General features: G+C 69.2%; 12 protein-coding genes and 3 pseudogenes. 10 read left to right on the top strand and 5 right to left on the bottom strand.

Annotated features, from left to right (window positions below; genetic code table 11):
* Positions 1-369 precede the first annotated feature (369 nt).
* The 4 genes and pseudogenes from OG736_RS00625 (at position 370) to OG736_RS00640 (ending at position 2,886) form a co-directional block, all read left to right on the top strand.
* Complete coding sequence (locus tag OG736_RS00625) at positions 370-1,353, top strand: AraC-like ligand-binding domain-containing protein (RefSeq protein WP_327180589.1); 984 nt, start codon at positions 370-372, stop codon at positions 1,351-1,353.
* Positions 1,354-1,524: 171 nt separating this feature from the next.
* Entirely contained in the window at positions 1,525-2,061 is a 537-nt protein-coding gene (locus OG736_RS00630) for a peptidase inhibitor family I36 protein (protein WP_327180590.1), read from the top strand.
* Positions 2,062-2,119: 58 nt separating this feature from the next.
* A pseudogene (locus OG736_RS00635) lies at positions 2,120-2,328 on the top strand (IS982 family transposase); the annotation flags it as partial.
* A gap of 75 nt (positions 2,329-2,403) precedes the next feature.
* Positions 2,404-2,886: a hypothetical protein gene (locus tag OG736_RS00640; protein WP_327187879.1), complete on the top strand. Its 483-nt coding sequence runs from the start codon at positions 2,404-2,406 to the stop codon at positions 2,884-2,886.
* A gap of 201 nt (positions 2,887-3,087) precedes the next feature.
* On the opposite strand, the gene OG736_RS00645 is transcribed toward OG736_RS00640, so the two are convergent.
* The 3 genes from OG736_RS00645 to OG736_RS00655 all read right to left on the bottom strand — a co-directional run bounded on the left by OG736_RS00645 (position 3,088) and on the right by OG736_RS00655 (position 5,638).
* Positions 3,088-3,768 carry a DUF6308 family protein gene (locus OG736_RS00645; RefSeq protein ID WP_327180591.1) on the bottom strand — a complete coding sequence of 227 codons (681 nt, stop codon included), beginning with the start codon at positions 3,766-3,768 and terminating at the stop codon, positions 3,088-3,090.
* A 111-nt stretch (positions 3,769-3,879) separates the two neighbouring features.
* Entirely contained in the window at positions 3,880-5,031 is a 1,152-nt protein-coding gene (locus OG736_RS00650) for an SGNH/GDSL hydrolase family protein (protein ID WP_327180592.1), read from the bottom strand.
* A 58-nt stretch (positions 5,032-5,089) separates the two neighbouring features.
* On the bottom strand, positions 5,090-5,638 hold the full coding sequence (locus OG736_RS00655) for a YciI family protein (protein ID WP_327180593.1): 549 nt from the start codon (positions 5,636-5,638) through the stop codon (positions 5,090-5,092).
* A gap of 293 nt (positions 5,639-5,931) precedes the next feature.
* On the opposite strand from OG736_RS00655, the gene OG736_RS00660 reads away from it, so the two are divergent.
* Positions 5,932-6,327, top strand: a complete 396-nt coding sequence (locus OG736_RS00660) for a hypothetical protein (RefSeq protein WP_327180594.1) — start codon at positions 5,932-5,934, stop codon at positions 6,325-6,327.
* On the opposite strand, the pseudogene OG736_RS00665 reads toward OG736_RS00660, so the two are convergent.
* A pseudogene (locus tag OG736_RS00665) lies at positions 6,324-7,109 on the bottom strand (IS5 family transposase). The gene OG736_RS00660 and the pseudogene OG736_RS00665 overlap by 4 nt on opposite strands.
* A 126-nt stretch (positions 7,110-7,235) precedes the next feature.
* Between OG736_RS00665 and OG736_RS00670 the strand changes: the two are divergent.
* The 3 genes and pseudogenes from OG736_RS00670 (at position 7,236) to OG736_RS00680 (ending at position 9,758) form a co-directional block, all read left to right on the top strand.
* Entirely contained in the window at positions 7,236-7,364 is a 129-nt protein-coding gene (locus OG736_RS00670) for a hypothetical protein (RefSeq protein ID WP_327180595.1), read from the top strand.
* A gap of 312 nt (positions 7,365-7,676) precedes the next feature.
* Entirely contained in the window at positions 7,677-8,705 is a 1,029-nt protein-coding gene (locus tag OG736_RS00675) for a 3-methyl-L-tyrosine peroxygenase-related protein (protein ID WP_327180597.1), read from the top strand.
* A gap of 41 nt (positions 8,706-8,746) precedes the next feature.
* A pseudogene (locus OG736_RS00680) lies at positions 8,747-9,758 on the top strand (TauD/TfdA family dioxygenase).
* Positions 9,759-9,860: 102 nt separating this feature from the next.
* Here OG736_RS00680 and OG736_RS00685 read toward each other — a convergent pair.
* Complete coding sequence (locus OG736_RS00685; protein ID WP_327187480.1) at positions 9,861-10,331, bottom strand: SDR family oxidoreductase; 471 nt, start codon at positions 10,329-10,331, stop codon at positions 9,861-9,863.
* 309 nt (positions 10,332-10,640) lie between these two features.
* Here OG736_RS00685 and OG736_RS00690 point away from each other — a divergent pair, with 309 nt between their 5' ends.
* Together OG736_RS00690 and OG736_RS00695 are read left to right on the top strand one after the other, a co-directional pair.
* Positions 10,641-11,603 carry a hypothetical protein gene (locus tag OG736_RS00690; protein ID WP_327180598.1) on the top strand — a complete coding sequence of 321 codons (963 nt, stop codon included), beginning with the start codon at positions 10,641-10,643 and terminating at the stop codon, positions 11,601-11,603.
* Entirely contained in the window at positions 11,600-12,838 is a 1,239-nt protein-coding gene (locus OG736_RS00695) for a hypothetical protein (RefSeq protein ID WP_327180599.1), read from the top strand. The genes OG736_RS00690 and OG736_RS00695 overlap by 4 nt, the downstream gene beginning before the upstream one ends.
* Positions 12,839-12,986: the final 148 nt, after the last annotated feature.

A 12,986-nucleotide genomic window follows, 5' to 3' on the forward strand; every position in this document is an offset into this window, starting at 1 on the left:
TGCCCCCGCCGCGTGCGGGCGGCATCCGGCGGCGCGCCCCGCCCTCGAGGGGCCTTTCTGCTGCGCCCTGTGGCGCGCTGCTGCGCCCGGCGGTCGCCGGGGTGCCCGAGGAACGCGCGAGGCGGCCGGCGAAGGCCCCCGCGCCGGTCGGCATTCCCGGGCGCGGACCGGCATTGTCGTGGTGTCCCCGGCCCGCGCCCGGGGACACCACCCGGGCTTTCTCCTCCGTATCCCAGGTCACATCAGCCATTACTGGGCCCGGCCCGGCCATGTTGCGGCAGACGGCTGCCCGCCGGTCGTAACGGGTGCCGACACTGGGAAGGCGACTGAGGGCCACATACGCGGTAGCGCACGGCAGACGGGGGGCCGATGGCGTTCACGGAGTTCGACACGGCGGAGTTACCGGCGGAGTACCGGTTCGACTGGTGGCGCGAGGTGGTCGCCCGGGGGGTGGCGCCGACCCGGATCACCACCGACCACGCCGCAGACTTCGCGGGCAGCGCGGGGTTGCTGGACCTGGGGCGGCTCCAGTTCACCACGATGTCCTTCCCCGGGCTCCGGTCGGAGCGGACCGCCGGGCTCATACGCCGCGCCGACCCGGAGACGTACGAGCTGGCGCTGATCCTGGCCGGAGCGATGCGGGTGGGCCAGGGGCGCAACGAGACCCGGCTGTTCGCGGGCGACTTCGCGATGTGGACGTCGTCGCGCCCCTACAGCGGCCAGGCCGAGAGCGGGCCCGCGATCGGGGACTCGCGGGCGATCATCCTGCACCTGCCGCGCGCGCTGGTGCCGCTGCCCGCGGCGAAGGTCGACCGGCTGCTCGCCGTCGGCATCCCGGCCAGGTCAGGGACGGGCCGGGTACTGGCCCAGTTCCTCGGCTCCGTGGTCCAGGAGGCGCCCGTGCTGGACGCGACCGAACGGGAGCGGCTCGGCGGGACGAGCCTCGACCTGGCGACGGGGTTCCTCGCCCACCACCTCGACGCCCAGGAGTACCTGCCGCCGGAGGCGCGGCACGAGATGCTGCTGGCCCGGGTCGACAGGTTCGTCCTGGACAACCTGTCGGACACCCGGCTCACCCCCCGTGCCATCGCCGCGCAGCACCACATCTCCGTACGGCTCCTGCACCAGCTCTTCCGTGGCCGTGACGACACCGTGGCGGCCACCATCCGCCGCCTGCGGCTCGAACGCTGCCGCGCGGACCTCGCCGACCCCCGGCTGCGTGCTCTGCCCGTGCAGGACATCGGCGCGCGGTGGGGCCTGGTCAACGCCGCCACGTTCAGCCGTCTGTTCCGCACCACCTACGGGGTGACGCCCGGTGAGTACCAGCGCGCGGAACTCGGCCGGCCCGCGTGATGCGGACTGCGCCGCCTGTAAAAGAACGCTGCGCTTCCTGCTAATGACTCGATCCGTCGCACACACCAAGGTTGTGGTCAACGTGGAACGCGACCTCAACCAGGGAGCAACACAGTGACGGTGCAAGGAAAAGCGAGATTCAGCGCGGCCGGAAGGATCGTCGTCGCGTTGATGGCGACGTTCTTCGCATTCGTGGCCACGACCGGTGTGGCCGACGCTTCCGCCGACCGTGACCGGCCTGACTTCTCGGCGCAGGCACGAGGGCTGGGACTGACCAGTTCCCAGGCCGAGACCCTCCAGGCCAGGGCCGATGGATATCTGGCGAAAACGGGCGGCACCCAGGTCGCCGTCAACAAGATCGAGTTGCAGGCCGGAGCAGTCCTGCTCCTCGTCCTGCCCGGGGAGAAGTACGCGCGCGATCTCGCCGGGAAACCCGGTGCACGGACCGCCGCCACCTACTGCCCGTACGACTGGATGTGCGCGTACGAGGGGACGAACTACACGGGCGACCAGATCGATATGTACTACTGCAATCTTTACTATGGCATTCCTTGGTCCGGCGACGGTTCCTGGCACAACAACCAGTCGGCGGGGACACGGGCGGAGTTCTTCGACACCAACGGCAATCTCGGCTGGACCTCGCCCGGCGCAGAGAGCTGGGACGCTGTGGCCCCCTGGGGGTGGGTCGGCTCGATCAGCCCCTGCTAGATGAATGAGTCCAAGGAATGGCCTGCGGACATAGGGCGAGGGCATCCAATGTCAGTGTGTGAAGACAGACCTGGACACCCTCGCGACAGCACTCTGTTCCCGGATCGACGACGAGTTGGAGGCTTCGCCATGGTTGGCCCCGTGGCGTCCCACCATCGGGATCATGCCCAGGCTCAGTGACGCCGAACTGGTCACGCTCGCGGTGATGTCAGCGTTGCTCGGTTACACCTCCGAGCGCGCTGGCTTCGCCGTGTTGACCGGGACTTCGGCCGCCGGTGCTGTCACGTTGTTGGGCGTGTGCCTGGTCGAAGGCATGCCGCGGCGTGGTCGAGTCGGTGTCGGGTGCTGGTTCTGGCCGCACTCGATGCCCGTCTCGGCGGCTATCGCGACGGCGAACGCAGCCTCGCCTACCAACTGGCCGGCTCCACCGGTTCCGGTGACTTGGTCATCGCCGACCGCGGCTTCTGGTCGGTTGAGTTCGCCCACAACTTCACCGCGACGGGCGCAGACCTGCTGGTCAGGCTCCAGCCCAACCACCTCGGCCCCGGCGGCCCCACCGGTCCCGCACACCGGAAGGTGTCCGGCAGGAGCTGTGGGCCTACCTCGCCCGTCCACCACGCGATCCGCCGGTTCGCCCACACTGCGGCCCTCGTCGGTCCCGCCGTCGACCCAGACCGCGTCTCCTACCTCGAGTGCGTCCGAATCATCCACCGAAGCGTTCCATCCCAGCCCGGATCCACCACGGCCAAGCTCACCCGCTTTATCACCGAGGCCGGGCAGGAGGCACGCAGCCGCTTGCTCCCGACCCGCCGGAGCCGGAACTGACTGCCCACGAGCGATCAAGAAGCCCAACCGGTGGCCCGTGCTGCGGACCCGCGCCAAACGAGGGTCGGTCGAACCGGGCCGCTGGGCCCTCAACCAGACCAAGAAGCCCAAGAGCACTCGACGGGCGGGCAGACCCGTACTCAAGCCCTCCCCAACCCCGTCACACGCCAGAACGCCGGAAGGGCAACCTCGCTGCCGAGGTCAGCGAGGACAGGCGTGCCCCTCCGCCCGGTGCCCCATCCACACCGCCACGTCGCAGACCCGCAGCGCACTCACCGTCTCCGGCACCCCCGCGATCTGGCGCAGCTCCAGCAGTTGGCGGTGCAAAGCAGCGTCGTCGTCACGCAGCGCGGTGTGGAGGGCGAGCCAGAATGACGGCGGCCGGCCGACGGCGCAGCGGACGACGCGGTCGTAGACGGGGAGCAGCTGCGGGCGCTTGCGGGCCAGGAGCTTGCCCGCGATCACCCATCCGACATCGGGCTGGTCGCGCAGGAGATGCCAGGCCTGGTCCGCCGGCGAGCCGTCGGCCACGACATCAGCGTCGGCGTCGACCATGTTGATGTCCCTGGGTATGGCGTGCAGCAGGCCGGACAGCCGCACGCCGAGAGGGCCCTCCAGAATGTCCAGCGCGACAGGCGCCGGAACGGTGACCGACAGGGTCTGCACCGCGACCAGGTCCTCCGCCGTGAACCGGTCGGTGACCTCCGGCCGGTCTCCCCCACCCGCCAGATGCTCGAACCGACTGCCGGTGAACGGCACCCCGCCGGGCGGCATGCCTATGCCGAAGTAGCGCCGCAGGTCACCGACAACACGCTCTGCACTCAGCAGCACGCGCAACCGCTGCCCCAACGGCGACAACGACGTTCCAGTGGAAGAGATCACACAGATCCATCTTCTATAAGGCGAGCAGTGCCCTGCATCGCCCACCGCCCATCTCCGGCCGGAGGAGCGTGGCAGCTCTGCACCTGGTGCAGGGCGTGGAGCCCAGCTCGCTCAGCGGAACGGACCGTCGGTCGCGAAGGCGTGGGCTGCAAAGCGCTTGCCCATTCGACGGTATGCGACGGCGGTGGGGTGAAGGCCGTCGGCCAGGTCATCCACCTCGTCCGGGCCGAGCAGCTCGCGTCCGTCGAGATAGTGGAGGTGGGGATCGGACACCTGTCGTGCCGCAGCGATCCGGGCCAGCTCGGCACGGACCACCGCCAGCGACAATGCCCCGCCGACCACATCGGCCGGGTCGCCCAGGGCAGCGAGCCTCCCGTCCGGGCCGGTCGCGGTCGGACCGGGGGCCTCCTCCAGGGCCGGACAGCTCACCGGAGAGATCAACAGCAGCGGGGTGTCCGAGTGCCCATCCCGGATCGTGTCCAGGAATCCGTGTACCGCCGGGCCGAATGTCCGCAGCCGGAAGGCGGACAGGCTCACGATGTTGATGCCCACCTTGAGGCTGATCAGGTCGGCGGGCGTATCGCGGATCGTCCGGGCGACATAGGGATCCAACAGCGCGTTGCCCGCCTGGCTGAGGTTGATCACCTCCACCCCTCCGAGCACAGCTGCCACCACCGGCCAGGTCCCGGTCGGGCCGTCAGCCTCGATGCAGTGGCTGATGGAACTGCCGTGGTGCACCCAGCGGCGCCGCCCGTCCGGCAGCGGTGCCAGCACGTCGCCGTCAGCGCGCAGTGCCACCAGTTCCGTCGGGGTCTGCTGTGGCAGCCACAACTCGACGTCCTTCATGCCGGCCGGCAGCCCGGCGAACCGTACGGTCCCTGCCTCGCCCGGGAGAAGTCGCTGTACGGCCCCGGGGCCCGCCATCCGCAGCACGTTGCCCACCGGCGCCTGCTGACGCCTGGCCAAGGCGCCGTCCACCAGCAACTCCATCATCCCGGTCGGGCGAGGGTGGGGGTCGGAGTCGAGCTGACCGGTGGAGGTGAGTACCTCGAACTCCAATACGCGCGCAACGGTGCGGAACACCAGCCGCACTCCCGAGGGCATCACGGTCACCCCGTAGACCGACGGGTCCTGGTACTGCTCCTTGGTCCACGCGGGCAACCGGCGCGGCATCACCCCTGCCTGTGTGGTCTCCAGGTCCAGCGCGCCCCGCAACTCCACCGGCCCGCCCACCAGCGGAACCGCCCGCAGCGCCACCGTCACCGCTCCCGTCCCAGGTCAATGTGGTCCGGAGATGACATCAACCCGGTGCCTTCGTGGCTCATCGACGCCCGCCGAACTCCCAGTCGTGGACCTCGATGTCCGCGTACCGGTCCGCAGTCAGGACGGCTCGTGCCGTGTCCGGATCCGGGGCTCTGAGCAGCACCGCCGTACCCAGCCAGGTGTCGCCGTCGTCGGACAGCAGCGGCCCGTACGCAACCAGCTCGTCCCGGTCGAGCGGCAGCGCAAGGTCGGCGGCCGGGCCCTCGCCGAGACCGAGCACCAGGTACCGGTTGCCACCGGTCGGGCCGCCGGGGAAATCCCACATGGTGCGCCCCAGCACGTTGCGCCACCGGCGCAGCAGCACGTCCCGGTACGCGCCGGCCTGGTAGTTGGGCTCGTCGAAGGCGAACGCGCGGGCGGCCGCGGGATCGGGCAGGTCGACGATGTGCACGCTGCCGGTGGGTGTTTCGCCATCATCGGCGAAGGCCGGGCCGCGAGCGATCAGCTCCTTCGCGTACCGGTCCATGTAGGACCAGTGCTCCTCCAGTAACTCCTCGCGTAACGCGAGGGAGCCGGGCCGATCACGGTGGTAGCAGAAGAACTCCATGACCACAGACCCTTCCCCATCAAGGGCACCATCTCAAATGGCTTTTGGCGACGATGACCCCGCGCTCCAAACGAGAGGCAGCGTTGGCGGGGAAGACAAAGTCCGGGCGCATCCCGTGCATACAGCTGGACTACCGGGACCATCGCGACCGGCTCCGCCCCTACGGGCGCGTCGAGCGGCTTGTAGTGGTCCGGTTCGGCGCGCATCGGCCAGAGCTCGTCGGCCGGCCACAGCAACGGCCCGCCGACGGAACTGTCCCCCGGGCCCGGCTGCCCGGCCCGGGGCAGAGGAGGGTGACCGCGCGCGCCGTACCGATCAGCTCGGGAAAGACGGCCTCGACATCGAAGGGAAGCGGAGCCGGCGGCCGGGGCCAGGGCGGTGCGGGTGTGGGCGGTCAACTGCGCCCACGCGCGGAAATTGCCGTGCGCGGCGTGCTGGTCGGCGAAGGTGATGTCGTCGGGATCGGCGTCGGCCCGCACCGGGTGGAACAGGGGAATGGCCTCGAGGACCTCGCTGGGGGTGAGGCGGGTGAAGTGCTGCCAGATGAAGATGCGGGAGGAGAGCATCGGTTCGCGGCGCAACACGGTGTGACAGCCCTCCCCGCCGACGAAGATGATCGCAAGCTGAGTGGCTGGTTCGTCCCACAGATAACGGAAGTACTCGAACGCCCCCCCGTTAACTGTTTCTAACAAAGCCGTTGGACGTGGCGGTGGGTGATCAGGCAGACGGCGAGTCCGAGGAAGGGTTCGTGGATGTCGTCGCGTCGTTCCCAGCGGATGCGCAGGCGGCGGAAGCCGTGGAGCCAGCGATCGTACGCTCGACGACCTAGCGGAAGATGCCCAGGCCGGTGCCGTGTGGTTGGCCTCGCTTCGCGATCACGGGGCGGATCCCGCGCTGCCAGAGCAGGCGCCGGTACTTGTCGTGGTCGTAGCCGCGGTCGGCCAGCAGCGCGTCGGGCCGTCGGCGCGGTCTGACGACCCGGCCCGCGACGGCCGGGATCTTGTCGAGCAGAGGCAGGAGCTGGGTGACGTCGTTGCGGTTCCCGCCGGTCAGCGACACCGCGAGCGGGACGCCCTGCCCGTCGACGATGAGGTGGTGCTTGCCGCCCGGACGTGCGCGGTCGACCGGGCTGGGTCCGCTTCTGGGCCCCGCCGGGCTGCGCGGACGTGCGAGGAGTCGATCACCGCCCTCGACCAGTCCAGCTGGTTCTTCGACCGCAGCTTCTCCAGCAACAGCACATGCAGCCGGTCCCAGACGCCGGCCTCGTTCCAGGCCGCCAGGCGCCGCCAGCACGTCATCCCCGAGCCGAAGCCCAGCTCCTGGGCAGGTACTCCCATTGGATCCCGGTGTGCAGGACGAACAGAATCCCGCACAGAGCCTGGCGGTCCGGCACCCGAGGTCTGCCCTCGACCAGCTTCGGACGCGGCTCGGGCAGCAACGGCTCTATGAGTGACCAGAGTTCATCCGACATGATCCACGGTCGCGACTGGCGTTTTCCCACGACCAGAGCAACGAGCACACAAGCCAACAGTCACATGATCAACAGCTTTTGTTAGAGCCAGTAGGACGCCACGCCAATCGCAGGAGCTACGCCGTGATGACATCCCGAGCAGACACCGGCCGGCCCGTTCCCCTCGCTCCCGGGCGGCTGCCGCTGCTGGGGCACGCCCCTCACCTCGCCCGCAGGCCGCTGTCCTTCCTGCGTGCAGATCACCTGTGGGCTTGATCCGCTTTGCCGGACATTCGAGATCAGGGGTTCCGCCCCCGGAAGGATGCCAAGTACCAGACGCACGGTGGCCGCGGCGCTCACGGTCTGGGCCGCACGGAGCCTGCGGCGCATACCGGGGTCGCCGCCGCTGACCTCTCCCGGCCAACTCCGGTGCACCGCGCAGGAATGGTCTTGCAGATCAGGTTTCGTGTGGAGTTTTCGTGGCGAAATACTTCAACCATGGGCTTATCACCGATTGCCGGTCATCCTGCTGTCGCTGTCTTCCGAGAGCCCCGAGGCGGGCGGCCCGTCCCGGTGCTGGGCCCACGGGTGGAAGCTGAGGCGAAGCGGGCCGCGCGCGTGCTGGCCGCGGTGTCGACCCACGCCGGACCTGTCGAGCGCACCCTCGCGCTGCGGCAGGCTGCCACGGTCGCCGGTGAGTTGGCGGCCGCGCTGTCGGATCTGGCTCCGGCCTTGGTCGGTGAGGGACTGCCGGCCGAGTCGACCAGTCAGTCATTCTTCCGGGTCCGTGAGGGGGAGCTGTCGGATCAACAGGCTGCCCTGCACGGTGTCCTGGTCATCAACCGCGGTCTGGAAGATCTGTGTGATGCTCCGCTGTCGGGTTCCGACCTGGCGCTGGAGGTGACCGGGATGCGGCAGTCGGTGCTCGATCTCACCGGCGCAGCGCCGGGCACAGACCCTGATTCTGTCTCGCCGGCTGCCGTCCCCGAGGCCGGTGCGGGATCGTCGTTGGAGAGTATGTGGAGTGCTCGCTGGCTCATCGGTCACCAGGTCCATGTCCTGTTCAACATTTGCGCTGCGGTCGCCGTGGCCGACGCCACCCGCTCGCTGCGGCTCGGCGACGGCGATGCCGCACTGCTGCGGCTGGCAGATGCGACGGTGTATGTGCGGGGCTTCCCAGCGGCCATGACCCACGCCAGTACGATCCCCGCCGACTACTACATGGCAGCGATACGCCGCACCATGGCGCCTCCGTCGGTGGACGTCCCGTTGAGCGGGCGCCAACATCGCGGATACAAGCTGTTCCGGGCGGCGATGAAGGACCTGCTGTCCGTGGTTCCCGACACCTACGAGCACTTGGCAGCCCGCGCCCCGGAGCTGGCCGAGGCACGGGGTGCTCTCCTGGAAGCCGACATCGTGGATGCAGAACGGCACGTCACCCTCGCGTACTCGATGGTGCATCTGCGTCGTTCCATCGCTCAGAAACGCGAAGGACCCGACAACGCCGTCGCCGAACTACGGCTCATGCGCCATCGCCGTGCGGCCCAGTACGCCTCGCTGATCCGATTCGGGGACCACTACATCGCCGACGCCGTGGCCGGCCTGCGCCACTCGTGAGTCCGCGCTTCCGCCGCCCACGCCCCAGGCAGGAGACCCCGATGCCCGAGACGACGCCCGACACCACCCAAAACACCGTCCTCGCCACAGACCGGGAACTGGATCCGGCCGATGCCGCCGCGTGCGAGCGGCTGGCCCGCACCCTGTGCACCCGCGGGCACGACCAGGTCGACAGCCCCGAGTAGGGTGGCCCAGGCCCGGGACGCCTGGGAGGAGCTTCCGCTACGGCTGCGCCTCGAGGTGCGCCGGTTTCGAAGGCATTCCGGCCCGAACGGCACCTTGGTGATCGGCGGCCTACCGGTCGATCAGGCGGCCCTGCCCACAACACCGACCGTACCCGGCTCGGTCCAGCGCCAGGCCACCATCTCGGCGGCGGTGCTCACCATGGTGGCCTGCGGGCTCGGCGAGCCTCTCGCCTACCTGGGGGAGAAGACCGGCGCCCTCGTGCAGGACGTCGTGCCCGTGCCCGGGCAGGAGACCTTCCACGGCAACGCCGGATCGGCGCCGCTGTCATTCCACACCGAGAACGGCTTCCACCCCCACCCACCCGACTATGTGATCTTCCTGTGCCTGCGTGCCGACCACGACCAGATCGCCGGCATGCGCATCGCCGGCATCCGCCAGACACTACCGCTCCTCACCCCAGCCAACCGCCAGGCCCTGTTCGCATCGGAGTTCATCACCACGCCACCACCCTCCTTCAGCCCCGACGCTGCCCCGACCGAGTCCGACGTCAAGCCCCGACCGGTGCTGTGGGGAGCAGCCGAGGACCCCGACATACGTATGGCTCAACTCGTCACACGCCCGCTCACCCCTCAGGCCGCAGCGGCGCTGACCGAATTCGGCCGCGCCTGCGAGGCGACCGCCCGCACTCTGCGCCTGACACCCGGCGACCTGGTCGTCATCGACAACCGCGTCACCGTCCACGGCCGCACCGCCTTCCACCCTCGATACGATGGAGCAGACCGCTGGCTGCAACGCACGTACGTCACCGCCGACCTGCGTCGCTCCCGCGACCACCGCCCTCACGACGGCCACATTCTCGCCCGCTGATCAGCGATATCCTCACCGTCGCCGGGTCGCCGAGGAGAACGACCCTCCGCCCGCACACACCAACAGGACCGCCATGAGAGGACGCTGGCATCCTCCTGTGACTCAGCGGACTCCCAAGTCCTCAGGGGGTCGTTCGATGGCGTGGGAGCGGAGTTGCTGAGCGAGGCCGCCGTCGAAGAGGTGGGTTGCGCCGTTCGCGAAGTCGAAGACCGGTGTCGCCAGCACCGCGACGGCGTGGACCACCTCGGCGAGGGTCGCGCAGCGCTGTAGGGCGACGTCGCGGACGAGGGCGTCGAGGTTTACCCCGTCGGCAGAGGTGTTCGAGGAGTCGTCGATGGGGCCGATCGCGATGGCGGCCCGCGTCGACATGTGGAGCGGGCCGTACTCCAGGGCGAAACTGCGGGTGAGGCTTTCGGCGGCGGCTTTGGCCGCGTCGTAGCCGGCCTTGTAGCGGCGTGCCCCTGGTGCCGCCGACCGAACCAGGACCAGCATGGCGCCCGGCGCGCGGTGGGCTGACACGGTTTCCGCGACCCTACGCAGGACCGCGTAGGTGGTCACCAGGTTGTCCTCGATCGCCGCGCGGAGGGCCGGGGGTCACGGTGCCGTACGGGTCATGAATCCTCCGCCGTGTGATGGCAGTGCACTCGACGTGTTCGTGATGAATGTTCACAGGTGAGGAGGCAGGCAGCGCCCCGGATCCGAGAAGTGGCCGGATCCCGCCGTCGCTTCTCGACTGCGCTGCCCCAATCCATGCGCCGCTGCAGCCAGTCCGGAGAGCCGACAGGTACGCCGTCCACCTCGACAGTTCGCCGATCGGCCCATGTGCCGGTCTGGGCGGGCGCGGATGGTATGGGAGGGTTTGGCTCAGGGTAGGGCGGAACCATGCCCAACATCCCCCCGGCCGGAGTGGCGCTGCGAAGGTTGCTGAGGGTCGTCTACCAGACGGCGGAGCTGGCGACAGAGGTGGCGTCCACCCTTCGGAGCCGCCCGAACGACACCCCGACCCGCACCGCGCCGACACCTCTCGGCGTCGATGCACTGGCGTTCGGGCCTGCGGAGTTCGAGGCCGTGGCCCTCCATCTGGAGCCGCTCGACCAGCTGATCGCGTCCGTCTCCCCGAGTGCCGACGGGATGCGGTGGCGCTACCTGGACGAAGCCGTCCTGTTCCGCTGCGAGAGGCAAGTACCCACGCCGTTCGACGAGTTCACCACAGGCCTCGACATCAGTCAGGTTATCGGTCTGACCAGCGGCTACCTTGCCGGCTGTACGGATGTCCAGGCACGTGATGAGGCCGGAAGGCCGATTCGCCAGCTCGAGCGGAGCATCAACCGGGCTCAGCCCGCCTACCTCGCGCTGTGCGGCGCCGACGTACTCGACGTCTGCAAGCTGGAGACCATCGACTACGGCCCGGACGAGCAGCTGCTGCGCTGGCGGCAGGTCCACAGCGAGAACGCCTCCGCGCTTCAGGACGACGGCTCGGTGTCCATCGCCCGGACCGCGGGCGGCACCAGAGTAACCATCTGCGCCTATCAGCAGTTCGCCCTCCCACCGTTGTGGCGGGCGATCACCCCCACGCTGTGGCCCGCGGTCCGGCGCGCTCTGGTGGAGGACGCCTACCGCAGGTCCTTCCACACCACCCTGAATACCATCGCGGCACACGGGCAGGGCAGCACGGGGCCGGTCGCGGAGACGGCCGGCGCCGACTCCTCGCTCCGGGACGCCGTCGCCCGGGTGGCCGAGCCGTTGAACCTGTTGGCCGGGTTGGCCCCGTGGAAGCCGACGCAGCCCGAGTACACCGACAGTTCCGGCTTCCGTCACTTCAGGCCCGAGAGGCAGCCCCGTTGACCCCGCTTGCCACCCAGCCGCACGAGTACCCGTACGCGTTCCACATCGCCCTCGACGGCAACGGCCTCAACGGCCTGGAAGGCCGGGCGGGCGTCTGCGTCTTCCGCTACGACCCCGCCACCGGCCGGTACGCGTACAAGATCGAGTACTACGACGGCATCGCCGGCGGTCATGCCGTCAGCGTCAGCCCGGACCACGCGCTCGGGTTCCTCGGCAACACCGGCCAGCACCTGCTCTTCTACGACACCACGGCCCTCGCCGAGACCGACCGCCTGTCCACCCTGCGGATCGAGCCCACCGACTCGTCCGTCAAAGGCACCACGCACATCGCCTGGCTGGGAAACCGGGACATCGCCGGTGCGATCGGCGAGCACCTGTGGCGGTTCGACATCGACCAGCTCGGCCGTCCCGAGCGCCTGGGCCCGCACGGCCTGAAGCTGCCCCACGCCATGAAGACCACGGCCTCCGGCCGATACCTCGTCTACGGCGGCATGGACCACCCCGGCCGCGGCGAGGCCCGCGAGGTCGGCATCTTCGACCTGCACACGGGCACGGCCCGCCGCGTCGACCTACCGACCACCTGCTGGCATGTGGCCGTTCATCCCCGCGAGGACCGCTTCTACGCCCTCTCCTTCCGTGTCCTTCCCCAGGAAGGACACGACTGGCACGAGTGGGCCATGGCCTACCTCAAGGAGTACGTCTTCGAGATCGACGCGGAAGACGGACGGGTCCTGCGCCACTGGACGGCGCCGCGTGAGACCCCGGCGCACATCAACTCGGACGTCTGCGTCTCCGATCGCGAACTGATCTACTGCAACGGCGGCAGCGGCACCATCGTCATGATCGACCTGGACGATTTCTCCACCCACCGGATCATCGACGAGCGCCCCGGCCTGCCCGAGCAACTGCTCGCCGGCCGTCAGGCACTGCACCAGGTGACCGATGCCTTCACCCGCGGCTCGCCGGCCGTGAGCAGCAGGCACTTCCTCGCAGCGCTGCGGGTCTCGCGCGGAACGCTGCTCGATTCGGTGTACGCCTGTCAGCTCTCCGCCGACCAGAGTCTGCTGTTCACCGCCAACCGGGGACTCAATACCGTCACCGTCTACGACTATCCGGCCAACACTGTCCGGCAGCGGGTGCGCATGCCGCAGCTGCAGCAGTATGTCGACGGCCTCCCTTGGAGACACGATCCGCGTCTTGGCTTCCACCACAGCACGCTGATCTCTCCTGCGTGAACGCGCATTCATGTCTGGAAGTGCGTTCCGGCCGGCCGATGGCAAGCCTGTCCTCAACGGCGCCGTTGATGCGGCGACACCTCGATGTACGCGGTCGTGCACAACATCTGTGCGTACGCCGGGCGCTGAGCGTCCATCCGCAGCGGCC

The sequence above is a fragment of the Streptomyces sp. NBC_01334 genome, assembly GCF_035983595.1.
Taxonomy (GTDB): Bacteria; Actinomycetota; Actinomycetes; order Streptomycetales; family Streptomycetaceae; genus Streptomyces; species Streptomyces coriariae.

What these genes read in the sequence shown, in the direction of transcription:
- OG736_RS00625 (WP_327180589.1), top strand. Translation starts at nt 370, where the DNA reads ATGGCGTTCACGGAGTTCGACACGGCGGAGTTACCGGCGGAGTACCGG.
- OG736_RS00630 (WP_327180590.1), top strand. Translation starts at nt 1,525, where the DNA reads ATGGCGACGTTCTTCGCATTCGTGGCCACGACCGGTGTGGCCGACGCT.
- OG736_RS00655 (WP_327180593.1), bottom strand. Translation starts at nt 5,638, where the DNA reads ATGGAGTTCTTCTGCTACCACCGTGATCGGCCCGGCTCCCTCGCGTTA.
- OG736_RS00670 (WP_327180595.1), top strand. Translation starts at nt 7,236, where the DNA reads ATGACATCCCGAGCAGACACCGGCCGGCCCGTTCCCCTCGCTCCCGGG.
- OG736_RS00690 (WP_327180598.1), top strand. Translation starts at nt 10,641, where the DNA reads ATGCCCAACATCCCCCCGGCCGGAGTGGCGCTGCGAAGGTTGCTGAGG.